Raw genomic sequence first — 23,942 nt, 5'->3', positions numbered from 1 at the left:
GGCCATGGGGAGCATCGAGCCCTACTCGACGTCGGCGGGCCGGCGCTATCGGGTGCGCTATCGCAAGCCCGACCGGTCGCAGACCGACAAGCGCGGATTCCGCACCAAGCGGGACGCCGAGCTTTTCCTCGCCTCGGTCACCGTCTCGATGACCCGCGGCGAATGGATCGACCCCTCGAACTCGCGCATCACCGTGCGCGAGTGGGGCGAGACGTGGTTCGAGGCCCAGGTGCAGGTGAAGCCAGCCACGCGCTCGGGCTACCGCTACAACCTCGACCACCACATCTATCCGCTCTGGGGCGAGCGCCGGCTCGTCGAGATCGGCCACGCCGAGGTGCAGGACTGGGTCGGCGCGCTCAGCGCACGGCTCAAGCCCTCGACGGTCAAGCAGATCTACCTCGTGCTGTCCGGGCTCATGAAGTTCGCGATCCGCGACGGACGCCTCGTGCGAAATCCGTGCGAGTTCATCCGGCTGCCGCGCATCGAGCGCAAGCGAAAGGGCTACCTCACGGCCGACCAAGTGGCGCACGTCGCGAGCCTGTGCAGCAGTGACGCCGACCTCGTTGTCTTCCTTGCCTTCACCGGCCTGCGCTGGGGCGAGATGGCGGCGCTGCGCGTCGCGTCTGTCGACTTCGACCGGCGGCGAGTGGCCGTCGACGAATCCGTCGTCGAGCTCGAGGGTGTCATGACGTGGGGCACGCCGAAGAACCACGAGCGCCGCTCGGTGCCGTTTCCCGACTTCCTGGTCGGGCCGCTCGCGGCTCGGTGCGAAGGCCGCAGCCTGGACGCGCCGCTGTTCACCAGCGCGAACGGCGGCCTCATCCGCAACGGCAATTTCCGGCACCGCGTCTTCGAGCCGGCGGTGCGCCAGGCGATGGCCGAGGACCCCGGATTCCCGTGGGTGACTCCGCACGACCTGCGGCACACGGCGGCATCCCTCGCCATCTCGGCCGGCGCGAACGTGAAGGCGGTGCAGCGGCTGCTGGGGCATGCGTCGGCGGCGACGACCCTCGACGTCTACGCCGAACTGTTCGAGGACGACCTCGACGCCGTGGCAGCCGCGCTCACCCACCGCGTGGGCGCCTCTCGTGTGGGCAAAATGTGGGCAGAGCCCAAAAGACCAGCCATTACGAAGGGCCCCAGACCCAAGAAAAAGGGCCCGCGATCAGGCAATTCAATGGTGGCTCCGACGGGCGTCGATCCCGTGACCTCACGATTTTCAGTCGTGCGCTCTACCAACTGAGCTACAGAGCCGAACCGGCCGACTGCGTCGTTCAACAACACAGAAACAGCCGCTTCTGGAAGAAAAGCCCTACCTCTCGATAGGGCTTTGCCATCCGCGACCCTGACGGGACTTGAACCCGCGACCTCCGCCGTGACAGGGCGGCACGCTAACCAACTGCGCTACAGGGCCATATTCTTTTGTGCTGGCAATCATGGTGACCCCAACGGGATTCGAACCCGTGCTACCGCCGTGAAAGGGCGGCGTCCTAGGCCACTAAACGATGGGGCCGTCTGCGGCTGCCACCGCATGACTACCGAGGACTAAGCATACGTGAGCCTTCCCACGTGTCCAAATCGGAGCGACCGGTTCGCGACACTCGGGCGTGTTACCCGATGAGGATGCCGGTGCCGCGGTTACGTTCGAAGCGACGTGCTCGCCCCCGACACTGAAGGAGACGCATGGAGATGCGGCTGTTCGCGCGCTCCGGCGCCCGCATGAGCAGGGCGCGAGGACGTGCCCTGATGGCGGCAGGCGTGCTCGCGGCATCCCTCGTGCTCGTCATCTCGGGAACGGTGACGGCGCCGACCAGCGCGTTCGCCGCGTCCTACCCGACGTGGGCCGACGTGCAGAAGGCTCGCGGCAACCAGGCCGCGGCGGCGGCCAAGGTCAAGCAGGTCACGGCGCTGCTCGCGAATCTGAAGACGCAGGCGACCAAGGCGCAGCAGGCCGCCACCGCCGCCGGCGAGAAGGTGGCCGAGGCGCAGGACGCGCTGTTCGCGGCCGACCAGAAGTACCAGACCCTCAAGTCGCAGTCCGACAAGCTGGCCGCGCAGGCCGGCACCGCCAGCACCCGCGCGGGCCGGGTCGCGGCGCAGCTGTACCGCTCCGGCGGCAACAACATCACGAGCTCGCTGCTGTTCGCCAGCTCGAAGCAGAGCAAGTCGGACCCCACGGTGCTGCTCGACCAGCTCGGCACGATGACGAAGCTGACCGAGTCGACCTCTGATCTGTGGTCGGAGGCGCAGCAGGCGAAGAACACCGCGAAGGCCGCCGCAGACCAGGCGAAGTCCGCACTCGACGAGCGCACCCGGCTGCAGCAGCAGGCGCAGGCGGCGCTGGTGGCTGCGCAGCAGGCGCAGGTCTCCGCTCAGCAGGCCGTGACCGCAGAGCAGAGCCACAGCGACGAGCTGAACGCGATGCTCGCAGCCCTCAAGGACAAAACGAGCAAGACCGTCGCCGGCTACCAGAAGGGTGTCGCCGCTCGCGCCGCCGCGGCGAAGAAGGCGGCAGAGGCGCGTGCCCGTGCGGCAGCGGCTGCGGCGAGCCACGCGAACGCGCAGGGCTGGGCGGTTCCCGTCTATGGCCCGATCGCGTCGCCGTTCGGCCCGCGGCCCGCGCCGTGCGCCGGCTGCACGACCTGGCACGAGGGCGACGACATCGCCGCGGCCTTCAACACCCCGATCCACGCCGCCCATGCGGGCACGGTCGTGTTCGCGGGCTGGAACGGCGGTTACGGCAATTTCATCCTGATCGATGACGGCGACGGCATCTCGACGGCATACGGCCACAACATCAACGGCGGCATCGTCGTCTCGGTCGGCCAGCACGTGACAGCGGGGCAGGTGATCGGGCATGTCGGGTCAACGGGCCACTCGACCGGCCCGCACCTGCACTTCGAGGTGCGCCGCAACGGCGTGCAGATCAACCCGGTGCCGTGGATGGCCCAGCACGGAGCAGCGATATGAGCGAACACGACGGCTCGAGCTTCCGCCGGCCGGCGATCACCGTGAGCGCAGCGGCGCTCGGGGTTCTGACGGCGACGGTGGGCATCGTCGCCCACCCCTCACAGGCCTCTGCCACCGAGTACCCGACGTGGACCGACGTGCAGAACGCGAAGGCCAACGTGTCGGCGCAGAAGGCGATGGTCGACAAGATCAACGGCCTCGTCGCGAAGCTGCAAGACCAGGCGACGACCGCCGGCATCAAGTCGGAGGAGGCGGTCGAGGCCTATCACCAGGCGCAGGGCGACCTGGCCGACGCGACCGAGAAGGCTGCCGAGCTCAAGAAGCAGGCGGATGCCGCGCAGAAGACGGCAGAGACCTCGACGGTGCGGGCTGGACTGCTCGCCTCGCACCTGATGCGCACCGCGGGCACCGACGGCTCGATCGGGCTGCTGCTCGAGGGCAGCGACTCGGGCGCGGCCGACAAGCTGCTCTACCAGCTCGGCACGATGAGCCAGCTCACCGAGCAGTCACGCAAGATCTACGACCAGGCGGTCGCCGACCGCAACACCGCGCAGTCGCTCGCGGCGCAGGCGAAGGCAGCGCAGCAGGCGAAGAAGAAGGCGGCGGATGCCGCAGAGAAGGCGTCGAAAGCGGCGCAGGATGCCGCGGCCGCAGCCCAGCTCGCCGTGACCACCCAGCAGCAGAAGCAGACCGAGCTCACCGCCCAGCTCGCGACGCTGCAGAACACGTCGACCGAAGTCGCCGCGCAGTACGTCAAGGGCCAGCAGGCGATCGCCGCGCAGAAGGCCGCGGAGGCCGCGGCGGAACGGCAGCGCCAGGCGCAGGCGGCGCAGGCCGCCGCCGAAGCACGGCGGAAGCAGCAACAGCAGCACAGCTCGAGTGGATCGGGGTCTACCGGGTCGAGCGGCTCGAGCGGATCCACTCATTCCGGGTCGTCCGGCGGGTCATCCGGCAGCGCTCCTCACACCAGCAACGGCGCACCGGACGCCGCCATCGTGGCTCAGGCCATCGCCTACGCCCGCGCGCAGATCGGCAAGCCGTACGTCTTCGACGGCGCCGGGCCGAACTCGTTCGACTGCTCGGGGCTGACGATGATGGCCTACCAGAGTGCCGGCCTGAACATCGGCGGCCACGGCGTCGTCTATCAGTACCGGCAGGCGGCCGCGCTCGGCCAGCTCGTGCCGCGAAGCCAGGCACAGCCCGGCGACCTGATCTTCTGGGGCACGGCGCCGAACGGGCTCTACCATGTGGGTCTCTACATCGGCAACGGCCAGATGATCGCCGCGCCGCAGGCCGGCGAGAACGTCAAGCAGCAGGCGGTCTGGGGCACGCCGATCGACGTCGTCGCGCGCCCGTCGATGGGCCGCTGAATCGCAAAGAACCCCGGCGGATGATTCCGCCGGGGTTCTTCGTTTCGACATGCGCGCTCCGCAGGCTGCGCGTGCTCCTCAACGAACGAAGGTGCGCGACGCGCCCGTCAGCGAACGGAAGTCAGTGACCCGCGGTCTTGAGGCGCTCGATGGCCTCTTCCACGAGCTTCTCGGCGTCGGCCGCGCTGCCCCACTCGTCGACCTTGACCCACTTGCCGGGCTCGAGGTCCTTGTAGTGCTCGAAGAAGTGCTGGATCTCCTTCTTCGTGTACTCGGGGATGTCGGCGACGTCCTGGATGTGGCTCCAGCGCGGGTCCTTGTACTGCACGGCGATGACCTTGTCGTCGCCGCCGGCCTCGTCGCTCATGTGCAGCACGCCGACGGGGCGCACCTTCACGCCGACGCCCGGGAACAGCGGGTAGTCGAGCAGCACGAGCACGTCCAGCGGGTCGCCGTCCTCGCCGAGGGTGTTCTCGAAGAAGCCGTAGTCGGTCGGGTAGGTGAAGTTCGTGAAGAGCACGCGGTCGAGGTAGACGCGACCGGTCTCGTGGTCGACCTCGTACTTGTTGCGGCTGCCGCGCGGGATCTCGATGACGGCGTCGTAGCTGTTGGTCATGCGGCTAACTTTAGTCAGTGCCCCTTGCCCCCGAAGAGCGCAGGCCGCGCCTCACCCCGGCGATCGCCGACGTGCGCCGAGCGGTGCGAGCGAGCCTCACGCCGCTTCGCGACGCGCGCGTCGCGGGCTCCTCGCCGATCCAAGATGCGCCGCTGGTCCTCGTCGCGCTGAGCGGGGGAGCCGATTCGCTCGCGCTAGCCGCCGCCACCGCGTTCGAGGCACCGCGTGCGGGGCTGCGGGCCGGCGCCGTCATCGTCGATCACGGGTTGCAGGATGCCTCGGCCGAGGTCGCCGCGCGCGCGGCGCAGCAGGCCCGCGACCTCGGGCTCGACCCCGTGGTCGTCGCGCGGGTGAGCGTCGATGCGGGCAGTTCCGCTGGGCCCGAAGGCGCGGCGCGCGCCGCACGCTACGAGGCGCTGCGGCGCGAGGCATCCGCTCATCATGCGCTCGCCGTGCTGCTCGCGCACACGCTCGACGACCAGGCCGAGACCGTGCTGCTCGGGCTCGCGCGCGGGTCGGGGGCGGCGAGCCTGCAGGGTATGGCGGCCGAGAGCGGGCTGTATCGGCGGCCGCTGCTCGGCGTCCGGCGCGCGACGACGCGCGCGTTCTGCGCGGACTCGCGCCTCGCGCCGTGGGACGACCCGCACAACCTCGACCCCGCGTATGCGCGCGCGCGCGTGCGCGAACGGGTGCTGCCGGTGCTCGAGAGCGAGCTCGGGCCGGGCGTCGCCGAGGCGCTCGCGCGCACGGCCGAGCAGCTGCGCGAGGACAACGACGCGTTCCAGCAGATGATCGAGGAGACCATCGAGGACATCGTCGAGCACGTCGAGGCCGGCATCGGCATCGCGGTCAGCGCGCTCGAGGCGAACCCGCCGGCGCTGCGCGGGCGGATTGTGCGGTTCGTGGCGCAGTCGGAGTTCGGCGTCGCGCTCGAACGGGTGCATGTGCAGGCCGTGCTGCGGCTCGTCACCGACTGGCGCGGGCAGCAGCCGCTCGACCTTCCCGGGTTCAGCGCGGCCCGCGAGGGGCGGCTGCTCGTGCTGCGCGCGGCTCGCTGAGGCATCCGTTCATCGACCTCAAATACTCAAATAGGCTTCTCGCATGCTTCCCGAAGACATCGAGACCGAGATCGACAAGGTGCTGCTGACCGAGGAGCAGATCTCCGGCAAGCTGCGCGAGATCGCGCGCCAGATCGAGGCCGATTACGAGGGGCGTGACCTGCTGCTGGTCGCCGTGCTGAAGGGCGCGGTCATGGTCATGGCAGACCTCGCGCGCGAGCTGCAGCGGCACGTCGAGCTGGACTTCATGGCGGTGTCGTCGTACGGCAAGAGCACCCACTCGAGCGGTGTGGTGCGCATCGTGAAGGACCTCGACGCCGACCTCACCGGGCGAAACGTGCTGATCGTCGAGGACATCATCGACTCGGGGCTCACGCTGCAGTGGCTGCGCCAGAACCTGCAGTCGAGGAATCCCGCGTCGCTCGAGGTGTGCGCTCTGCTGCGGAAGCCGGAGGCGCTGAAGGTCGAGATCGACGCGAAGTACGTGGGATTCGACATCCCGAACGACTTCGTCGTGGGCTACGGCCTCGACTACGCCGAGCGCTACCGCAACCTGCGCTCGATCGCGGTACTCGCCCCCCACGTCTACTCGTAGAGCGTGGTCAGAGAGTCCGCATAGAACGCCTGCGGCGAACAGGGAGCCTGTGCCCAGATGTGTGGGCGTAACCTCGTATCACCATGAATCTCAAGAAGCTCTTCCGTGGGCCGATTCCGTATATCGTCCTCGCGGGAATCATCGTGTGGATCGGCATGAGTGTTTTCACCATGTCCGGGTTCAAGGAAGTGACCACGCAGAAGGGCCTTGAGCTGCTCTCCGACGGCAAGGTCCAGTCCGCTCAGATCATCGACGGCAATCAGCGCGTCGACCTGGTGCTGAACCAGCCCGACGGCAACAACGGCGACCACGTGCAGTTCTACTACGTGAACCAGCGCGGTGCCGACGTCGTGAAGGCCGTCGACGACGCGAACCTCGCGAAGGGCTTCGACGACAAGGTGCCGCAGCCCAGCATCTGGGGCTCGGTGCTCGGCTTCCTGCTTCCGGTGCTCGCCATCGGCGCGCTGTTCTGGTTCATGCTCGCCGGCATGCAGGGCGGCGGCAACAAGGTCATGCAGTTCGGCAAGAGCCGCGCCAAGCTCGTCTCGAAGGAGAGCCCGAAGGTCACCTTCGACGACGTCGCCGGTGCCGACGAGGCCATCGAAGAGCTGCAGGAGATCAAGGACTTCTTGAAGGAGCCGGCCAAGTTCCAGGCGGTCGGCGCCCGCATCCCGAAGGGCGTGCTGCTGTACGGCCCCCCTGGAACGGGTAAGACCCTGCTGGCCCGCGCCGTCGCGGGTGAGGCGGGGGTGCCGTTCTACTCCATCTCCGGTTCCGACTTCGTCGAGATGTTCGTCGGCGTCGGCGCGAGCCGCGTGCGCGACCTGTTCGACCAGGCCAAGCAGAACGCGCCCTCGATCATCTTCGTCGACGAGATCGACGCCGTCGGCCGCCACCGCGGCGCGGGCCTCGGCGGCGGTCACGACGAGCGCGAGCAGACCCTGAACCAACTGCTCGTCGAGATGGACGGATTCGACGTCAAGACGAACGTCATTCTCATCGCGGCGACCAACCGCCCCGACATCCTCGACCCCGCTCTGCTGCGCCCCGGCCGCTTCGACCGCCAGATCGGCGTCGACGCGCCCGACCTCAAGGGCCGCCAGCGCATCCTCGAGGTGCACGGCCGTGGCAAGCCGCTCGCGAAGTCGGTCGACCTCGAGGTCGTCGCCCGCAAGACCCCCGGCTTCACCGGTGCAGACCTGGCAAACGTGCTGAACGAGGCCGCGCTGCTCACGGCGCGCTCGAACGCGCAGCTGATCGACAACCGCGCCCTCGACGAGGCCATCGACCGCGTCGTCGCCGGCCCGCAGCGCCGCACCCGCGTCATGAAGGACAAGGAGAAGCTGATCACGGCGTACCACGAGGGCGGCCACGCCCTCGCCGCTGCCGCGATGCGCCACACCGACCCCGTCACGAAGATCACGATCCTGCCGCGCGGTCGCGCCCTCGGCTACACGATGGTGCTGCCCCTCGAGGACAAGTACTCGGTGACCCGCGAAGAGCTGCTCGACCAGCTCGCCTACGCGATGGGCGGCCGCGTCGCCGAAGAGATCGTGTTCCACGACCCGACCTCTGGTGCCGCGAACGACATCGAGAAGGCCACCGGCATCGCCCGGCAGATGGTCACCGACTACGGAATGAGCGCCGACATCGGCTCGGTGAAGCTCGGTCAGTCCTCCGGCGAGATGTTCCTCGGCCGCGACATGGGGCACCAGCGCGACTACTCCGAGAACATCGCGCAGAAGGTCGATGCCGAGGTGCGCGCCCTCATCGAGAAGGCGCACGACGAGGCATACCTCGTGCTCAACCAGAACCGCGAGATCCTCGACCGCCTGGCCGCCGAGTTGCTCGAGAAAGAGACGCTCGACCACAACCAGATCGCCGAGATCTTCGCCGGCGTCCAAAAGCTGCCCGAGCGCCCGCAGTGGGTCTCGAGCCCGAACCGGCCGCTGCCGAACATCCCCCCGATCGAGATTCCGACGCCCAAGGCGCCCATCGACCCGGGTGTGACCGACGGCGGAATCGACAGCGGAAGCTCGCGCCCGCACCGCAGCCCCGGGGTGAACCCGCGCCCTGCGACCGCGTAGGGCGGCGGCGTGACCGGCATCGACCGAGCACGCGTGGAAGCGGCCGTCACCGAGCTGCTGGCTGCGATCGGCGAGGACACCGCGCGCCCCGGCTTGCGTGAGACGCCGGCCAGGGTGGCGGATGCCTACGCAGAGTTCTTCGCCGGTGTCGGCGCCGACGCGCTGGCACCGCTGCGCGAGACGATCCCGGTCGGAGACGTCGAGCCCGAGCTCGTGATCGTCCGCGACCTCGAGTTCCGCTCGGTGTGCGAGCACCACCTGCTGCCGTTCATCGGGCGCGCGCACCTCGCGTACCTGCCGGCCGAGAAGGTCGTCGGCCTCGGGCGTCTGCCGCAGCTCGTCGACGTGCTGGCCGCGCGCCCGCAGTTGCAGGAGCGCCTCACCGAGCAGATCGCCGACAGCCTGGTCGAGGCGCTCGCGCCGCGCGGGGTCGTCGTCGTGCTCGACGCGCAGCATCAGTGCGTCACGACGCGCGGCGCGCGCCAGGTGCACTCGACGACCGTGACCGTCGCGAGCCGCGGCGAACTCGACGACGCCGTGCGGCGTGCCGAAGTGATCACGCTGATCGGTGCGGGCGGCGTGCAGTGACGCTCATCATGGGCGTGCTCAATGTCACGCCCGACTCGTTCAGCGACGGCGGCCGCTGGACCTCGCTCGACGCAGCCGTCGAGCACGCCGTCGAGCTGACCGCGCAGGGCGCCGACCTGATCGACGTCGGCGGCGAGTCGACCCGCCCGGGGGCACCCCGCGTTCCGGTCGACGAAGAGCTCGGACGGGTGCTGCCCGTCATTCGCGAGCTGACGGCGCGAGGCATCCGCACTTCGATCGACACGATGAACGCCGAGACCGCACGCCGCGTGATCGAGGCGGGGGCGAGCTGGATCAACGATGTCTCGGGCGGTCAGGCCGACCCTGAGATGCTCGGCACCGCGGCCGAGCTGGGCTGCGGCTACCTGCTGAGTCACTGGCGCGGTCACAGCGCGAACATGAATGCACTCGCGCGCTATCAGGATGCCGCGACCGAGGTGCGCGACGAGTTGCGAGTGCAGGTCGATAAGGCGCTCGACGCGGGCATCCACGGCTCGCGGCTCGTCGTCGACCCCGGACTCGGCTTCGCGAAGAACCACGAGCACAACTGGCGCATTCTCGCGCGCATCGACCTGCTCGAAGAGCTCGGTTTTCCGGTGCTGATCGGCGCGAGCCGCAAACGCTTCCTCGGCGCTCTGCTGCCCGAGGGCGCGCCGGTGGCCGACCGCGACCTGCCGAGCGCCGTTGTCAGCGCGCTCGCCGCGCGCGCCGGGGTGTGGGGCGTGCGGGTGCACGACGTGGTCTCGACGCGCCGCGCGCTCGATGTGCTCGAGGCGTGGACGAGCGGGGGACACCTGTGACGGACTCGATCACCCTCACCGGCCTCGCCGTGCGCGCCAACCACGGCGTCTTCGACTTCGAGCGCGAGCAGGGGCAGACCTTCGTCATCGATGTGACGGTGTGGCTCGACCTCGGGCCGGCGGCGTCCGGCGACGCGCTGGCCGAGACCGTGCACTACGGCGAGCTGGCCGAGGCCGTGCACGCGGCGGTCGCCTCGGACCCCGTCGACCTGATCGAGACCGTCGCCGAGCGCGTGGCGCGCGTGGCGCTCTCGTTCGCGGCGGTCAAGCGCGTGCGCGCGACCGTGCATAAACCCGACGCTCCGATTCCCGTGCCGTTCGGCGATGTGGCCGTGACGATCGAGCGGGACAGGGCGTGGGCGCAGCTCGCCGACGAGGGTGAGGCGAGAGCATGATCCGGATGCCTGACCGAAACGCCCTCGACAACGCACGCCGCCTGCGGCCGGCCGTCCTGGCCCTCGGCAGCAACCTCGGCGACCGCGGCGAGCTGCTGCGCGCCGCCGTTGACGCGCTGCGGGCGACCGGTGGCATCGAGGTGCGGGCCGTGTCTCCCGTGGTGGAATCCGTCGCCCTCAAACTCGACGGCGCTGACGCGAGCGCTCCCCGCTATCTGAACGCCGTGGTCCTCGTCGACACGCTGCTCACGCCCGCCGAACTGCTCGCCGAGGCGCACCGCATCGAGGCCGAGCACGGCCGGGTGCGCGAAGAGCGCTGGGGCGACCGGACGCTCGACATCGACATCGTCGACTACGACGGGCTCGAGTCCGCCGACCCTGAGCTCACGCTGCCGCACCCGCGCGCCGCCGAGCGCGCGTTCGTGCTGGCGCCGTGGCTGGCGGTCGACCCCGATGCGGCTGTGCCCGGCGTAGGGCGGGTCGATGCCCTGCTCGCTGCGATCGGCGACGACACCGTGCGAGCGGAAGGAGTGGAGCTGTGAAGCGCACGCGACCGACGACACTCGTGATCATCGGGCTGATCGGGGTGGTGGTCGGACTTCTGACGGATGCCGCACTGGCGGCATCCGGTCGCGCTCTGCTCGTGCCCCCCGTCACGCTCAGCGTGACGCTCGCGGTGATCGCGGTGATCGTGGTCGTGCTCGCGCTGCCGATCCGGCGCGCCATTCACGGGAACACGGGGGTGCGCATCGACCCCTTCCGCGCCGCGCGCACCGTGGTGCTCGCGAAGGCGTGCTCGATCATGGGGTCCCTGCTGGCCGGGCTGCCGATCGGGCTGCTGCTGTTCATGCTGACGCGCACGGTGATCGCCGACACCTCGAGCATCGTGTTGACGAGCTCGGCGATCCTGGCCGCACTGCTGCTGCTGACCGGCGGGCTGCTCGCCGAGTGGTTCTGCACGCTGCCGCCGGACGACCCCGATGCCGACCGGGACGACGACCGCGGGCCGGAGCCTGGCGCGACCCACTCGCACGCGTAGCGACGAAAACTGCGCCGCCGCTTTCGGCTCGACCCGCGAAGGTGTGGAGCCAGAAGCGACGGCGCAGTCTCGGCCACTTACTTGCGCAAGGCGCCCAGAGCCTTCCAAGCCACGGGCAGGGCCGCCGCCGCGATGGCCCACTTGACCAGACCGCCCACGATGAACGGCGTGAACCCGGCATTCAGCACGGTCACGACGTCGTGCGGCATGCCGAAGTGGGCGAGCGCCGCCGCGAGCCACGGCAGGCCGAAGACGAAGGGCACCGCCGAAGCCAGCCCGAAGCCGGCGATCGAGAGCAGGGGGCGGCGATCCCAGCGGCGCTCGGAGAGCCAGCCGACCAGCGCCGCCGCGGGAATGAAGCCGATCACGAAGCCGAAGCTCGGCAGCACGTCGGCGCCGAGGCCGTGCGACCAGCCGGTGAAGATCGGGGCGCCGAGCACGCCCGCGACGAGGTAGAGGCCCATGGAGGCAGCGCCGCGCCAGGTGCCGAGAGTCGCACCGACGAGCACGACGGCCAGGGTCTGGCCGGTGATCGGCACGGGCCACAGCGGAATCTGCACCTGCGCGAGCAGCGCCGTGAAGACGGTGCCCGCCACGACGAGCAGCGTGTTGGCGACGGCACCGCGACGCACGAGCGCGTCAGCGAGCACAGGACGGGTGAGCGAAGCGGAAGCGATCGTCATGCGTTCCACCCTAGGGCGGGGCCGAGGCGGATGCTTGGGCCACAGCTACATCGAATGGAGCGGTTCGTTGGCGGAATGCGACCATTCGATCTCCATTCGGCTTCGCCGAGTCGATCAGCGTGCCCACTCGGCCACGTCGACCGGTCCGCGCAATACGATGAGCGCGTGGCACAGCGGCTCGACCTCGACGGTGACTGGCAGCGCGTTTCGCCCAAGTACGTCTGGATCGTGATCGTCGGCTCGCTGATCGCCACCGTCGTCTCGGCGGCGATCATCGCGCTGATCTGGTACGCCGGCGACTGGGCCTGGTGGGGCTGGCTGCTCGTCGCAGCCTGGGCCATCGGCTATGGCCTGCAGCTGATCTTCGCCCCTCGGCGCGCCCGCGCGATCGGCTATCGGATGCGCGACGACGATCTGCTCATCCGCCGCGGCATCGCCTGGCTGCGCTTCGTCGCCGTGCCCTACGGCCGCATGCAGCTCATCGACGTCACCCGCGGCCCGATCAGCCGCGCGCTCGGTCTGTCGGACCTGCGCTTCGTCACCGCGAGCGCCTCGAGCAACGTCTCGATCCCCGGTCTGCCCGCCGAAGCCGCCGACGAGTTGCGCGACCGCCTCATCGGCCTCGCCGAGACGCGTCGCGCCGGCCTGTGAACTCGACGCTGAGGACCCCGACTGTGAAGGCTCGACGATGAATCCGCTCGCCGACGGCCAGTGGCACCGCATGCATCCGGCCACTCCGCTGCTGCGCGGTGGCGCGTTCTTCGTCGCGATCGTGGCCATCGTGTTCGCCAACCTGCGCGAGCGGCTGGTGGACTGGATCGCCCACGTGCCAGATCGCGCCCGCGAAGGCGACCCCATCGACGCGATCGTCGAGCACGGCTGGGTGCTGTGGGCGCTGCTCGGCGTTCTCGTGGTCGTCGCGCTCATCATCGTCTGGTACCGCGTGACCTGGCAGATGACCGAGTTCCGAGTGACGACGGATGCCGTCGAGCTGCGCTCCGGCGTCCTGAACCGTCAGAACCGCCAGGCTCGGCTCGATCGCATCCAGGGCGTGAATGTGCACCGCACGCTGTTCGCGCGGGTGTTCGGCGCGGCTCGACTCGAGATCGTCGTCGCCGGGCATGACGCCAATCTGAGCCTGCAGTATCTGGGGTCGGCTGCCGCCGAGGAGCTGCGGCGCGAAATTCTGGGGCTGGCGGGGTCGAAGAGGGCCAGCGCGGCGGGTCTCCATTCGGCTTCGCCGGTGGCAGGAGCGGGTTTCGAGACGGGCGCGGTTCCTGAGGAGCACGGCGAAGCCGCGCGTCTCGAAGGGCCGCAAGCTCCGCGTCCTCCTCAACCATTGGAAGCACCGGTCGCCGCGAGCTTCGCCCCCGGCCCGCAGCTGGACGCGATTCTGCGCGCGCGCGCCGACGAGCTCATCTTCTCGCCGGCCGATCTGCACCCTGACTTCGCGCCCGCCTCGGTGGTGAAGGTGCACCCGGGGCGCCTGATCGGCTCGCTCATTCTGAGCCCGTTCACCATCGTGCTCATCGCCATCGTCGTCTGGCTCGTGGTCGAGGTCGCCCGCGGCAACTACATCCTGCTGGTCGCGGTCATCCCCTCGGTCTTCGGTATGTTCACCGGCTACTCGCGCCGCTTCGGCCGGCTCGCCCGGTACACGATCTCGGGCAGCTCCGACGGCGTGCGCGTCGGCTACGGGCTGCTGTCGACGAGCAGCGAGACGATCCCGACCGGCCGCATCCACGCCGTCGAGGTCGTGCAGCCGCTCTTGTGGCGGCCGTTCGGGTGGTGGGCGATCCGCATCGCGCGTGCCGGCCGGGCGCGGCAGCGTGGGCAGGCGGAGAACGCGTCGACGATCCTTCCCGTGGGCTCGCTCGAGGACGTCGGCCGTGTGCTGCCGCTGCTGCTGCCGGCATCCGATCACACCGATCTGCTTGCTCTCGTCCACGCGACCGCGCGCTTCCGGCGCGAGGCGCGCCTGTTCTCCCAGGCGCCGCGTGCGGCGGCCTGGCTGCACCCGTTCTCGTGGCGGCGCGTCGGCTACGCCTACGTCGGCGACACGCTCGCGCTGCGCGCGGGCCTCGTCTATCGCACGCTTGATTTCGTGCCGCTCGCGCGCGTGCAGAGCGTGGCCATCAAGCAGGGGCCGGTGCGACGGATGCTCGGGCTGGTCGACCTCGCGGTGCATGTCGTCGACGTGCGGATCCGCCCTCGACTCTCCGTCATCGGGGCGCCCGCAGGCGCCGAGCTGTTCGAGCAGCTCGCGCGCAGTGCCGTAATGTTGGCGAGTCGCGATTCGAGGAGTTAGGGGCGAGTCCGTGCAGGCAACCGGCAGCCAGAGCCGCTCAGGCAGGCTCGGAGTCGGCATCGTCGGTGCGGGCCGCGTCGGTCCCGTTCTCGGGGCGGCGCTCGCCGGGGCCGGCCACGCGATCGTCGGCGTGAACGCCGTCAGCCAGACCAGCCGCGAGCGCGCGCAGGACATGCTGCCCGGCGTGCCGATCCTCGAGACGCCCGAGCTGCTCGAGCGCAGCGAGCTCGTGCTGCTCGCCGTGCCCGACGATCAGCTGCCCGGGCTCGTCGAGGGCCTCGCCGCGGTCGGCGCCTGGCAGCCGGGGCAGCTCGTGGTGCACACGGCCCCCGGGCTCGGCATCGGCGTGCTGCGGCCGGCGCTCGCCGCTGGCGCGATTCCGCTCGCGATCCACCCCGCGATGGCCTTCACGGGCACCCGCCTCGACCTCGCCCGCATGGCCGAGACGTACTTCGCCGTCACCGCGCCCGCGCCGGTGCAGCCGATCGGGCAGGCGCTCGTCGTCGAGATGGGCGGCGAACCGGTGCTCGTCGCCGAAGAGGACCGCGCCGCCTATGGCGAGGCGATCGCGACGGCGGCCAGCTTCTCGAGGCGCATCGTCGAGCAGGCGACAGGGATGCTTGCCGAGATCGGCTTCGAGCAGCCCGGCGCGTATCTCAGCTCACTTGTCCGCTCGACCGTCGACGAGGCGCTGCGCAAGGCGGGCATGGCTGCGCCGCTCGACCTCTCTGAATTCGATGGGACGGCATGACCTGCACTGAGACTCAGACCACTCCGGCCGCGCCGACCGTGCTCGGCACGATCGCGGCGACTCGCGAGCTGGTGCGCGCCGCTCGCGCCGCCGGCCGCCGCATCGCGCTCGTGCCCACCATGGGTGCGCTGCACGACGGCCACCTCGCTCTGGTCGCCCGCGCGCGGGAGCTCGCCGACCTCGTGATCGTCTCGATCTTCGTGAACCCGCTGCAGTTCGGGCCGAACGAGGACTTCGCCCGATACCCCCGCACCCTCGACGCCGACCTCGCGGCGCTCGCCGGAAGCGCCGACGCGGTGTTCGCACCGGCCGTCGACGAGATGTACCCGGCCGGAGCCTCGCAGACGACCGTGCACGCGGGGCAGGTGGGGGAGCTCTATGAGGGCGCCTCGCGCCCCGGGCACTTCGACGGCATGCTGACCGTCGTCAGCAAGCTGTTCAACATCGTGCAGCCCGACGTCGCGCTGTTCGGGCAGAAGGATGCCCAGCAGGCCTTCCTCGTGCGCCAGATGGTCGCCGACCTGAACCTGCCGATCGAGATCGAGGCGGTGCGCACCGTGCGCGAGCTCGACGGGCTCGCCCTCTCGAGCCGCAACCGCTACCTGTCGGAGAGCGAGCGAGTGCTGGCGCTGACGCTCTCCGCCTCCCTCCGGGCTGCGGTCGAGGCATCCGCTCGCCATGAAAATGTCGCGGCCGCGCGCGAGGCGGCGCTCGCACGATTCGACCAGCAGCCGGACGTTAGGCTTGACTACCTGGTCATCGTCGATCCGGCGACGCTCTTGCCGCTGGAAGACGACGCGACGGGCGACGGTCTGATTCTGGTCGCTGCCCGTGTGGGCGCGACCCGCCTGATCGACAACGCACCCCTCACTTTCAGCACCACGCCCGCTGGCTGAGGAGCACGCGAAGCGCGCGTCTCGAAGCCTGCCAGACGAAGGAAATCCATGGCCGAGCAGCCCATCGACGAGACCCCCGAGCCGACGCCTGAGGAGATCAACGAGCAGAAGGCCGTGCGCCTGGCCAAGCGCGAGCGACTGCAGGCAGAGGCATCCGATCTGGCGGGCGGCGCGTACCCCGTGACGCTGCCGGTGACCACGACGATCCCCGAGGTGCGCGCGAAGTGGGGGTCGCTCGCCGCCGACGAGACCTCTGGCGAGGTCGTCGGGCTCGCCGGCCGCGTCGTGAACCAGCGCAACACGGGCAAGCTGTGCTTCGCGGTGCTGCAGGCGGGCGACGGCTCGCGCATTCAGGCGATGGTGTCGCTCGCCTCGGTCGGCGAAGAGAGCCTGCAGCGCTGGAAGGAGCTCGTCGACCTCGGCGACCACGTGTTCGTGCACGGCGAGGTCATCTCGTCACGGCGCGGCGAGCTGTCGATCATGGTCGACGAGTGGCAGATCGCGGCCAAGGCGATCCTGCCGCTGCCGAACATGTACAAGGAGCTCTCCGAAGAGACCCGCGTGCGCTCGCGCTACCTCGACCTGATCCAGCGCGAGCAGGCGCGGCGCACGGTCATCACGCGCGCCAAGGCGACGGCGAGCGTGCGCGAGACGTTCGCGAAGAACGGATTCCTGGAAGTCAGCACCCCGAAGCTGCAGACCATGCACGGCGGGGCATCCGCTCGGCCCTTCGTCACGCACTCGAACGCGTTCGACACCGAGCTCTACCTGTCGATCGCGCCCGAGCTGTTCCTCAAGCGCGCCGTCGTCGGCGGCATCGACCGCGTCTACGAGATCGCGCGCAACTTCCGCAACGAGGGCGCCGACTCCACCCACTCGCCCGAGTTCGAGATGATCGAGGCCTACCAGGCCTACGGCGACTACAACACGATCGCCGACCTCACCCAGCAGCTCATTCAGGACGCCGCGCTCGCGACGAACGGCTCGCACGTGGTGACCTGGGCCGACGGCACCGAGTTCGACTTGGGCGGCCAGTGGGACCGCATCTCGATGTACGACTCGCTGAACGCGGCGGCGGGCACGTTGTTCACCCCGTCGACCCCTGTCGAGGAACTCGCTGAGCTCGCCGCGCGTGAGGGCATCGAGATCAAGCACCCGATCCACGGCAAGTACATCGAAGAGCTGTGGGAGCACTTCGTGAAGGGCGGCCTCACCCGGCCGACCTTCGTGATGGACTTCCCGCTCGACACCTCTCCGCTGACGCGCCAGCACCGCTCGATTCCGGGCGTCGTCGAGAAGTGGGACCTCTATGTGCGGGGCTTCGAGCTCGCCACCGGCTACTCGGAGCTCGTCGACCCGGTCATCCAGCGCGAGCGCTTCGTGGCGCAGGCCGCGCTCGCCGCGGCCGGCGACGACGAGGCGATGCGGGTCGACGAGGACTTCCTGCGTGCGCTCGAATTCGGGATGCCGCCGTCGGGCGGTATGGGCATGGGCGTCGACCGTCTGCTGATGGCGCTGACCGGTCTCGGCATCCGCGAGACGATCCTGTTCCCGCTCGTCAAGTAGCGCCCGCCGCCGCTGTGCCCGTTGCGCACGCGACTGTGCCCGTTGCGCACGTAGGTGTGCCCACTTGGCGCAACTGTGCCCGGCACAGCGGACGCACGAGCGCCACATGGACGCAGCAGCGGCCACGCGGACGTGCGAGCGCCACGCGGACGTGCGAGCCGGCACGCGGACGCGCCGCGGCCCGGGCTACCCCCGCTGCCCCAGGTGCGCGCGCACCGCGGCCTCGTACTCCTCATCGCTCAGCTCGTCGACCTTCTTCGCGTCACGCTTGTCGACGCGTGACCAGCGCGTGAACAGCGCGATGATCACCGGCAGGTCGGCGACCTCGGCGAGGAACCACAGGAAGTCGCCCGACAGGTGCTGGTCGTGCAGCGGGTTCGGGAACCAGTGCGGCAGCGCGGCGCCGGCGACGGTGTGCGTCGCAGCCGCGACCCCGTCGAGCACCGAGCCGTTGAGGCGCAGCAGGATGCCGGGAATCGAGTCGAGCAGCAGCTCGACGATCGCGAGCAGGAACTCGTAGATGATGAACGTGCTCGAGCGGTGCTCGGTGTCCTCGGTGATCGGCAGGGTGATCAGCAGTCCGATGAACGGCACGAGCAGCGTGATCGCGATCGACCAGCCCGGGTCGAGCCGCAGCGGCCCCGCGGCGGGCGTCAGGAAGAACAGGAAGCCGATGAGCGGCACGAGCGGCGCGAAGATCGCGTTGCCCATGAGCCGCATGGGCCACGACCGCAGCACGGCTTCGAGCACGCGCAGGCCGGCCGGCGCGAAGGTGCGCCGCATGAGGGTGATCGGCATGCCGAGCGCGACCATCATCGGCGTCAGGAAGATCAGCAGCGCGATGCGCGTCGTGAACGCCCAGCGCAGGTCATGCGACCAGGTGCCGAGGAACCCGAACTGGATCCACGCGTACGACCCGAGCCCCAGCAGATAGAAGCACCAGGCCCGCCACGCCGGCCAGCGCTCGCCGCGCCGCGCGAGCACCACGAGCCCCCAGGTGTACAGCACCGCCCCGATCGCGATCGCGAGCGCGGCGACGGGGTCGAACGAGAAGGTGGTCAGGAAGACCGGAATCGGGGGCGTGGTGGTGTTCCTCTCTAGCCAGGTACCAGCATGTACCCATGACTTCTCCTCTTGCTGGGCGCACCGCGCTTGTCACCGGCGTCTCGCGGCCGAAGGGCATCGGCTACGCGGTCGCGGTGCGGCTCGCGCAGCTCGGTGCGAGCGTCGTGGTGCACCATTTCGCCCCGCATGACGCAGACCAGCCGTGGGGCGGTGCGGACGTCGAGGCGGTGCGGGCAGGCATCCGCTCAGCGCTCAGTGACGGTGCGCAGCTGGCTGATTTTCACGCAGATCTGGCGGATGCCTCAGCCGCGGCTCCTCTCATCGAGCGGGCCGCCGGCGTCACCGGCCGGCTCGACATCCTCGTCTGCAACCACGCGCGCTCGGGCGGCGACGGCACACTGCTCGAGATGACGCCCGAGAAGCTCGAGGGGCACTGGGCCGTGAACGCACGCGCGACCATGCTGCTCACGAAGCGCTTCGCCGAGCTGTTCGAATGGGACGGCACCGAAGAGAACACGGCCCGCGCGATCTGGTTCACGAGCGGGCAGCTGTTCGGACCGATGGTGAGTGAGTTCGCGTATGCCGCGTCGAAGGCCGCGCTCGCCGGGTCGACGCAGTCGGCCGCCGCCGAGCTGCTGACGCGCGGAGTGCTGCTGAACACGGTGAACCCCGGGCCGACGAACACCGGGTACCTCGACCCCGAGACGACCGACCGCCCCGAGGCGCTCGACGAGCTGAAGGCCGCGATGCCGCTGGGGCGCTTCGGGGCGCCGGACGACGTGGCGCGGCTGATCGCGTGGCTGGTCGGCCCAGAGGGGCGCTGGGTCGTCGGCGAGGTGATGTCGAGCGACGGAGGATTCCGGCTGGGGGTGTAGCCGGTCAGGACGGCGTCTCGATACGCCCGGCTTCGCGCGGGCGGCTCGACCAGCGCGGGTGCGGGGCGACTCGACCAGCGCGGGATGCGGGCTACTGGACCAGCGAGTGGTGCGGGGCGAGCCCCATCGTGCGGGGCGCGAGCTCGGACTGCAGCACCAGCGTCGCGGCGCCGACGGCCGCGGCATCCTGCATCTGCGGCGACAGCTTCACCCGGATCCCGTGCTGCGACCTGGCGAAGAAATCCGCGTTGACCTGGGAATCGATCACCTTCAGATAGATCGACCCCGCGATCGCGAACGCGGGCCCGGCGAGCGTGATCGAGTCGAGGTCGAAGAGGTTCGCGAGCGACGTCACGGCCGTCGCGAGATGACGAGCGGATTCCTCGAGCAGGCCGGTCGCGAACTCATCGCCGCGCGTCGAGGCCTTCGCCAGCGCCGTGAACTGGGCGAACTCATCGCCGGCGAGGCCGAGGCGGCCGACCTCGTCGGGGTGCTCGTGCGCGGCCCGCACGACCGCGGTCGGGTCGGCGAGATCCTCGGCGATGAGGCGGCGGCCTGAGGCATCCGTCGCGATCACGATGTGTCCGAGCTCGGCCGAGTTCGAGCTCGCGCCGCGGAACACGGTTCCGTCGATGAGGACGCCGGCGCCGACGCCGAGCCCCATGTAGACGGTCGCGTGGGCGCGTGCGCCCTCGGTGGCTCCGCCCCAGAAGTCGCCCAGTGCGGCGGCGGTCGCATCGTTGTCGAAGACCACGGGCAGGCCGGTCGCCTCGGCGATCAGGTCGCGCAGGGGGACGTTGTGCCAGGCATCCATGTGCGTCGGCCCGATCACCATGCCGCGCGCGACGTCCACCGGGCCGGGGGCGACGACGCCGATGCCGACGACCAGCTGCTCGTCGATGCCGAGCCCGAGAAGGATGTGGCGGATCTGCGCGACGAGCGCGGCGATCATCTCGGTCGGCTCGCTCGCGCCGACTCCGGGCGCGCGCAGGCGCCCGACGACCGCGCCGCGCAGGTTCACGACGACGTAGGTGATGGATTCCGCGCCGAGCTGCAGCCCGACGGCGTAGCGCGCCGAGGTGTCGACCTCGAGCAGCACGACGGGGCGACCTCCGTTGGGGCGCCCGAGCCCCGCCTCATGGATGAGCCCCTCGTCGAGCAGCTGCCGCACGACGTTCGACATGGTCGCGGCCGTGAGACCGGTCTCGGCGGCGAGGTCGGTGCGACTGACCGGGCCGAGGGTGCGAATCAGGTCGAGCACGAGGCCTTTGCTCGTGCCCGTCGACAGGGAGACGCGGCCGCGGGCCATGGGGTCTCCTCTCGGGTCGCGGGGCAACGCGTTACCTCATTGTGACGCGCAGAGACATCGTACTAACTTGACGGGCTTTATAAAGTCCTCTAAAAAAGTGTCAACGCGCCGCAGTGTCGAGGTCAGCGCTGACCCGGGCTCGGTCGCTGGAAGCACCACCTGCCTTCCCACCTCCACTGAAGGGTCAACGATGACAACCACCAGGAAGCGGCTGCTGATCGGCGCCGCTGCGCTCGCGGCGACCGCCGCGCTCGCGCTCTCAGGCTGCTCAGGCTCGAGCGGCAGCACCACCAAGGCCGGGTCGAACAGCACCGTGACGGTGTTCTCGGGCCAGGTCGGCAACTTCACCGAGAACTTCAACCCGCTGAGCCCCACCGGCTCCGGGCTGCAGCCGACGAACGGCGTGATCTACGAGCCGCTGTTCTACTACAACAAGGCGGCGGCGGGCGATCCGGTGCCGCTGCTCGGCCAGTCCTTCAGCTGGAACGCCGACGGCACCGTGCTGACGGTCAAGCTGCGCCAGGGCGTCAAGTGGTCGGACGGATCGGCTGAGACGGCCGATGACGTCGTCTACACCCTGAACCTCATCTCGAACAACGCTGCGCTGAACACCTCTGCTCAGAAGTGGAAGGCGGAGAAGACCGACGACAGCACCGTCACCGTCACCTTCCCCTCCACGGCCTTCACGCTCGAGCCGCAGATCCTCGGGAACGAGCCCATCGTTCCCCAGAAGATCTGGTCGAAGATCGCCGACCCGACCAAGACGACCAACACGAAGCCCGTCGGCACCGGCCCCTACATGCTCAAGAGCTTCACCCCGCAGAGCTTCGTGCTGGTGAAGAATCCGCACTACTGGGGCACCGGCGACGCCGCGCCCAAGGTCGCGCAGGTGCGCTACATCTCGCTGTCGAACGCGGATGCCGTGACGTCGGCGCTGCAGTCGGGCCAGGTCGACTACGTCGGCTCGTTCCTGCCGACGCTGAAGCAGATCGTGGCGCAGCACAAGAACATCTCGTACTCGAACAGCCCGCAGGCCACGACCGCGGTGTTCACGTGCGCGAACGCGTCGCTCGGCTGCACCGGACCGCAGACCGATGCCGCCGTGCGCCAGGCGATGTACTACGCGATGGACCGCACGCAGCTGAACAACCAGGCCCTCTCGGGCTTCGGGCAGCCGGCCTCGCCGTCGCTGCTGCTGAACACGGTCAACAAGGACCAGATCACGAGCCCCGACTACCTCACCGTTCCGCAGACCGCTGACGCGGCGAAGGCCAAGAGCACGCTCGAGGCCGACGGCTGGACGCTGAACTCGAAGGGCTACTACGAGAAGGACGGCAAGGAGCTCGACCTGAGCATCAACGTCGTCTCCGGTTGGACCGACTACGACACCGTCTGCACCCTGCTGCAGGGCCAGTTCAAGGCGGCAGGCATCAAGCTCGCCGTCAACCAGGTCGCCCAGAACGCGTGGACGCAGGCGGAGGTGTCTGGCAAGTACCAGCTCTCGCTGAACTCGATCAACATGGGTGCCTCGTCGAACCCGTACTTCCAGTACTCGCAGTACCTGAACTCGGCGGCGACCGCGAAGGTCGGCGGCTCGGCGACGACGAACGTCTCGCGCTACTCCGACCCGGCGGTCGATGACGCGATCAAGACGCTCGCCAGCACCAACGACAAGACCAAGGAGCAGGCTGCCTACAAGACGATCCAGGACAAGATCGTGAAGGACCTGCCCTACATTCCGATCTACGTGAACCAGGCGCTCGCGGAGTACAACAACTCGCACGCCACCGGCTGGCCGAGCCAGAACAACCAGTACGCGTTCCCCCTGCCGTGGGGTGGCAACTGGGGCGTCGGCATCGTCCTGAAGACGATCCGACCGGTCAGCAAGTAAGCCGGACGCGATAGCGCAGGCGGTCGGGCGGGTGCGCCCCGCACCCGCCCGACCGCCGCGCGCGGGAAAGCAGAGTGAAGATGCGGTTCTACCTGCAGAAGATCGGCTTCTATGTCGTCGCGATCTGGGCGGCGATCACGATCAACTTCGTCATTCCTCGGCTGATGCCGGGAAATCCGGTCGACGTGATCATCTCGAAGATGGCGGCGGCGGGGCAGCCGGTCACGCCCCAGACGAAGCACGCCATCGAGGTCGCGCTGGGCGGCGGTGGCGGCACCTGGTGGCAGCAGTACGGCGACTACCTCGTCAATCTGCTGCACGGGAACCTCGGCATCTCGCTGGTCGACTACCCCGAGAAGGTGAGCACGGTCATCGGCCAGGCGCTGCCGTGGACCATCGCGCTCGTGGGCCTCGCCACGGTCATCTCGTTCATCATCGGCGTCGCGCTGGGAATGTTCGCGGGCTGGCGGCGCGGCTCATGGCTCGACAACCTCATCCCCGTCACCACCATGTTCCAGGCGGTGCCGTACTTCTGGCTCGCGCTGATCCTCGTGCTGCTGCTCAGCCGCGTCGTGCAGTGGTTCCCCTATGCGGGCGGCTATGACGTGGCAGCAACCGTTCCCGGCTTCTCGCTGCAGTTCATCGGCAGCGCCCTCTACTACGGCATCCTGCCTGCGCTCACGATCGTGCTGTCCTCGATCGGCGGCTGGATGCTCGGCATGCGCAACATGATGGTCGCCACCCTCTCTGAGGACTACATCGTCACGGCCGAGGCGAAAGGCCTGAAGCCCACCCGCGTGCGGTTCACCTACGCGGCGCGCAACGCGGTGCTGCCCTCGCTTTCGGGCTTCGCGATCTCGCTCGGCTTCGTCGTCGCAGGCTCGATCGTCACGGAGCAGGTGTTCAGCTACCCCGGCGTCGGCCAGCTTCTCTTCACCGCCGTCTCCAACAACGATTACGCGCTCATGCAGGGCGTGTTCCTCGTCATCTCGCTTTCGGTGCTCGCGGCCAACCTCGTCGTCGACGTGCTGTACGGCCTCATCGACCCGCGTACCCGCGCCCGCTGATCGGAAGGAACCG

22 protein-coding genes, 3 tRNA genes and 1 pseudogene are annotated in these 23,942 nt (G+C 69.4%); 19 read left to right on the top strand and 7 right to left on the bottom strand.

The annotated features are described in order from the left end of the window. Positions 1–4 precede the first annotated feature (4 nt). Positions 5–1,018: pseudogene (locus ABD736_RS08950) on the top strand (tyrosine-type recombinase/integrase); the annotation flags it as partial. A 160-nt stretch (positions 1,019–1,178) separates the two neighbouring features. On the opposite strand, the gene ABD736_RS08945 reads toward ABD736_RS08950, so the two are convergent. The 3 genes from ABD736_RS08945 to ABD736_RS08935 form a co-directional block, all read right to left on the bottom strand. Continuing rightward, positions 1,179–1,254: transfer RNA gene (locus ABD736_RS08945), tRNA-Phe, on the bottom strand. A gap of 86 nt (positions 1,255–1,340) precedes the next feature. Continuing rightward, positions 1,341–1,414: transfer RNA gene (locus tag ABD736_RS08940), tRNA-Asp, on the bottom strand. Positions 1,415–1,437: 23 nt separating this feature from the next. Then, positions 1,438–1,513 (bottom strand) — tRNA-Glu (locus ABD736_RS08935). A 170-nt stretch (positions 1,514–1,683) separates the two neighbouring features. Between ABD736_RS08935 and ABD736_RS08930 the strand changes: the two genes are divergently transcribed. Then, on the top strand, positions 1,684–2,970 hold the full coding sequence (locus ABD736_RS08930) for a peptidoglycan DD-metalloendopeptidase family protein (protein ID WP_344791400.1): 1,287 nt from the start codon (positions 1,684–1,686) through the stop codon (positions 2,968–2,970). After that, complete coding sequence (locus ABD736_RS08925; protein WP_344791399.1) at positions 2,967–4,340, top strand: C40 family peptidase; 1,374 nt, start codon at positions 2,967–2,969, stop codon at positions 4,338–4,340. Before ABD736_RS08930 ends, ABD736_RS08925 begins: the two co-directional genes overlap by 4 nt. A 121-nt stretch (positions 4,341–4,461) precedes the next feature. Here the strand turns inward: ABD736_RS08925 and ppa are convergent, their stop codons facing one another. After that, on the bottom strand, positions 4,462–4,956 hold the full coding sequence (gene ppa, locus ABD736_RS08920; RefSeq protein WP_344791398.1) for an inorganic diphosphatase: 495 nt from the start codon (positions 4,954–4,956) through the stop codon (positions 4,462–4,464). A gap of 17 nt (positions 4,957–4,973) precedes the next feature. Here ppa and tilS point away from each other — a divergent pair, with 17 nt between their 5' ends. From tilS to ABD736_RS08880, 8 genes are all read left to right on the top strand, one after another. Beyond that, the gene (gene tilS / locus ABD736_RS08915; protein ID WP_344791397.1) at positions 4,974–6,014 is read left to right on the top strand and encodes a tRNA lysidine(34) synthetase TilS; all 1,041 of its coding nucleotides are present in this window, start codon (positions 4,974–4,976) and stop codon (positions 6,012–6,014) included. A 43-nt stretch (positions 6,015–6,057) separates the two neighbouring features. Then, positions 6,058–6,609 carry a hypoxanthine phosphoribosyltransferase gene (gene hpt / locus ABD736_RS08910; protein ID WP_344791396.1) on the top strand — a complete coding sequence of 184 codons (552 nt, stop codon included), beginning with the start codon at positions 6,058–6,060 and terminating at the stop codon, positions 6,607–6,609. An 83-nt stretch (positions 6,610–6,692) separates the two neighbouring features. Beyond that, the gene (ftsH, locus tag ABD736_RS08905; RefSeq protein WP_344791395.1) at positions 6,693–8,696 is read left to right on the top strand and encodes an ATP-dependent zinc metalloprotease FtsH; all 2,004 of its coding nucleotides are present in this window, start codon (positions 6,693–6,695) and stop codon (positions 8,694–8,696) included. 9 nt (positions 8,697–8,705) lie between these two features. Further along, complete coding sequence (folE, locus tag ABD736_RS08900) at positions 8,706–9,284, top strand: GTP cyclohydrolase I FolE (RefSeq protein WP_344791394.1); 579 nt, start codon at positions 8,706–8,708, stop codon at positions 9,282–9,284. Then, complete coding sequence (folP, locus tag ABD736_RS08895) at positions 9,281–10,084, top strand: dihydropteroate synthase (protein WP_344791393.1); 804 nt, start codon at positions 9,281–9,283, stop codon at positions 10,082–10,084. The genes folE and folP overlap by 4 nt, the downstream gene beginning before the upstream one ends. Beyond that, positions 10,081–10,479 carry a dihydroneopterin aldolase gene (gene folB / locus ABD736_RS08890; RefSeq protein WP_344791392.1) on the top strand — a complete coding sequence of 133 codons (399 nt, stop codon included), beginning with the start codon at positions 10,081–10,083 and terminating at the stop codon, positions 10,477–10,479. Before folP ends, folB begins: the two co-directional genes overlap by 4 nt. Before the next feature lie 5 nt (positions 10,480–10,484). After that, positions 10,485–11,021: a 2-amino-4-hydroxy-6-hydroxymethyldihydropteridine diphosphokinase gene (gene folK / locus ABD736_RS08885; protein ID WP_344791391.1), complete on the top strand. Its 537-nt coding sequence runs from the start codon at positions 10,485–10,487 to the stop codon at positions 11,019–11,021. Further along, on the top strand, positions 11,018–11,518 hold the full coding sequence (locus ABD736_RS08880) for a DUF3180 domain-containing protein (RefSeq protein ID WP_344791390.1): 501 nt from the start codon (positions 11,018–11,020) through the stop codon (positions 11,516–11,518). The genes folK and ABD736_RS08880 overlap by 4 nt, the downstream gene beginning before the upstream one ends. Before the next feature lie 77 nt (positions 11,519–11,595). Here the strand turns inward: ABD736_RS08880 and ABD736_RS08875 are convergent, their stop codons facing one another. Next, positions 11,596–12,201, bottom strand: a complete 606-nt coding sequence (locus ABD736_RS08875; RefSeq protein ID WP_344791389.1) for a biotin transporter BioY — start codon at positions 12,199–12,201, stop codon at positions 11,596–11,598. Positions 12,202–12,366: 165 nt separating this feature from the next. Here ABD736_RS08875 and ABD736_RS08870 point away from each other — a divergent pair, with 165 nt between their 5' ends. Genes ABD736_RS08870 through lysS form a run of 5 tightly spaced genes read left to right on the top strand, consistent with a single transcriptional unit; the run spans position 12,367 to position 17,722 of the window. Further along, complete coding sequence (locus ABD736_RS08870; protein WP_344791388.1) at positions 12,367–12,852, top strand: PH domain-containing protein; 486 nt, start codon at positions 12,367–12,369, stop codon at positions 12,850–12,852. 37 nt (positions 12,853–12,889) lie between these two features. Continuing rightward, on the top strand, positions 12,890–14,509 hold the full coding sequence (locus ABD736_RS08865) for a PH domain-containing protein (protein WP_344791387.1): 1,620 nt from the start codon (positions 12,890–12,892) through the stop codon (positions 14,507–14,509). 10 nt (positions 14,510–14,519) lie between these two features. Beyond that, positions 14,520–15,260, top strand: a complete 741-nt coding sequence (locus ABD736_RS08860) for a Rossmann-like and DUF2520 domain-containing protein (protein ID WP_344791386.1) — start codon at positions 14,520–14,522, stop codon at positions 15,258–15,260. Further along, complete coding sequence (gene panC / locus ABD736_RS08855; RefSeq protein WP_344791385.1) at positions 15,257–16,156, top strand: pantoate--beta-alanine ligase; 900 nt, start codon at positions 15,257–15,259, stop codon at positions 16,154–16,156. Before ABD736_RS08860 ends, panC begins: the two co-directional genes overlap by 4 nt. A 48-nt stretch (positions 16,157–16,204) precedes the next feature. Next, complete coding sequence (gene lysS / locus ABD736_RS08850; protein WP_344791384.1) at positions 16,205–17,722, top strand: lysine--tRNA ligase; 1,518 nt, start codon at positions 16,205–16,207, stop codon at positions 17,720–17,722. A 186-nt stretch (positions 17,723–17,908) separates the two neighbouring features. On the opposite strand, the gene ABD736_RS08845 is transcribed toward lysS, so the two are convergent. Then, positions 17,909–18,730 carry a cytochrome c oxidase assembly protein gene (locus ABD736_RS08845; RefSeq protein ID WP_344791383.1) on the bottom strand — a complete coding sequence of 274 codons (822 nt, stop codon included), beginning with the start codon at positions 18,728–18,730 and terminating at the stop codon, positions 17,909–17,911. 113 nt (positions 18,731–18,843) lie between these two features. Between ABD736_RS08845 and ABD736_RS08840 the strand changes: the two genes are divergently transcribed. Continuing rightward, positions 18,844–19,662: an SDR family oxidoreductase gene (locus ABD736_RS08840; protein ID WP_344791382.1), complete on the top strand. Its 819-nt coding sequence runs from the start codon at positions 18,844–18,846 to the stop codon at positions 19,660–19,662. Positions 19,663–19,753: 91 nt separating this feature from the next. Here ABD736_RS08840 and ABD736_RS08835 read toward each other — a convergent pair whose 3' ends face one another. Beyond that, positions 19,754–20,971 (bottom strand): ROK family transcriptional regulator, encoded by a 1,218-nt coding sequence (locus ABD736_RS08835; protein ID WP_344791381.1) that lies wholly within the window; start codon positions 20,969–20,971, stop codon positions 19,754–19,756. 190 nt (positions 20,972–21,161) lie between these two features. Between ABD736_RS08835 and ABD736_RS08830 the strand changes: the two genes are divergently transcribed. Together ABD736_RS08830 and ABD736_RS08825 are read left to right on the top strand one after the other, a co-directional pair. Continuing rightward, positions 21,162–22,862 carry an ABC transporter substrate-binding protein gene (locus tag ABD736_RS08830; protein ID WP_344791380.1) on the top strand — a complete coding sequence of 567 codons (1,701 nt, stop codon included), beginning with the start codon at positions 21,162–21,164 and terminating at the stop codon, positions 22,860–22,862. A gap of 80 nt (positions 22,863–22,942) precedes the next feature. After that, entirely contained in the window at positions 22,943–23,929 is a 987-nt protein-coding gene (locus ABD736_RS08825) for an ABC transporter permease (protein WP_344791379.1), read from the top strand. The last annotated feature ends 13 nt before the right edge of the window (positions 23,930–23,942 follow it).

Origin of the sequence: Gryllotalpicola daejeonensis (assembly GCF_039538145.1) — a bacterium.
GTDB classification, from domain to species: domain Bacteria; phylum Actinomycetota; class Actinomycetes; order Actinomycetales; family Microbacteriaceae; genus Gryllotalpicola; species Gryllotalpicola daejeonensis.
This window is presented reverse-complemented; position numbering and strand designations above follow the sequence as displayed.

Bases quoted from the DNA above. Each gene is read 5' to 3' on its own strand.
- ABD736_RS08930 (WP_344791400.1), top strand. From the start codon at position 1,684: ATGGAGATGCGGCTGTTCGCGCGCTCCGGCGCCCGCATGAGCAGGGCG.
- ABD736_RS08925 (WP_344791399.1), top strand. From the start codon at position 2,967: ATGAGCGAACACGACGGCTCGAGCTTCCGCCGGCCGGCGATCACCGTG.
- ppa (WP_344791398.1), bottom strand. From the start codon at position 4,956: ATGACCAACAGCTACGACGCCGTCATCGAGATCCCGCGCGGCAGCCGC.
- hpt (WP_344791396.1), top strand. From the start codon at position 6,058: ATGCTTCCCGAAGACATCGAGACCGAGATCGACAAGGTGCTGCTGACC.
- ftsH (WP_344791395.1), top strand. From the start codon at position 6,693: ATGAATCTCAAGAAGCTCTTCCGTGGGCCGATTCCGTATATCGTCCTC.
- folK (WP_344791391.1), top strand. From the start codon at position 10,485: ATGCCTGACCGAAACGCCCTCGACAACGCACGCCGCCTGCGGCCGGCC.
- ABD736_RS08875 (WP_344791389.1), bottom strand. From the start codon at position 12,201: ATGACGATCGCTTCCGCTTCGCTCACCCGTCCTGTGCTCGCTGACGCG.
- ABD736_RS08865 (WP_344791387.1), top strand. From the start codon at position 12,890: ATGAATCCGCTCGCCGACGGCCAGTGGCACCGCATGCATCCGGCCACT.
- panC (WP_344791385.1), top strand. From the start codon at position 15,257: ATGACCTGCACTGAGACTCAGACCACTCCGGCCGCGCCGACCGTGCTC.
- lysS (WP_344791384.1), top strand. From the start codon at position 16,205: ATGGCCGAGCAGCCCATCGACGAGACCCCCGAGCCGACGCCTGAGGAG.
- ABD736_RS08840 (WP_344791382.1), top strand. From the start codon at position 18,844: ATGACTTCTCCTCTTGCTGGGCGCACCGCGCTTGTCACCGGCGTCTCG.
- ABD736_RS08835 (WP_344791381.1), bottom strand. From the start codon at position 20,971: ATGGCCCGCGGCCGCGTCTCCCTGTCGACGGGCACGAGCAAAGGCCTC.
- ABD736_RS08830 (WP_344791380.1), top strand. From the start codon at position 21,162: ATGACAACCACCAGGAAGCGGCTGCTGATCGGCGCCGCTGCGCTCGCG.
- ABD736_RS08825 (WP_344791379.1), top strand. From the start codon at position 22,943: ATGCGGTTCTACCTGCAGAAGATCGGCTTCTATGTCGTCGCGATCTGG.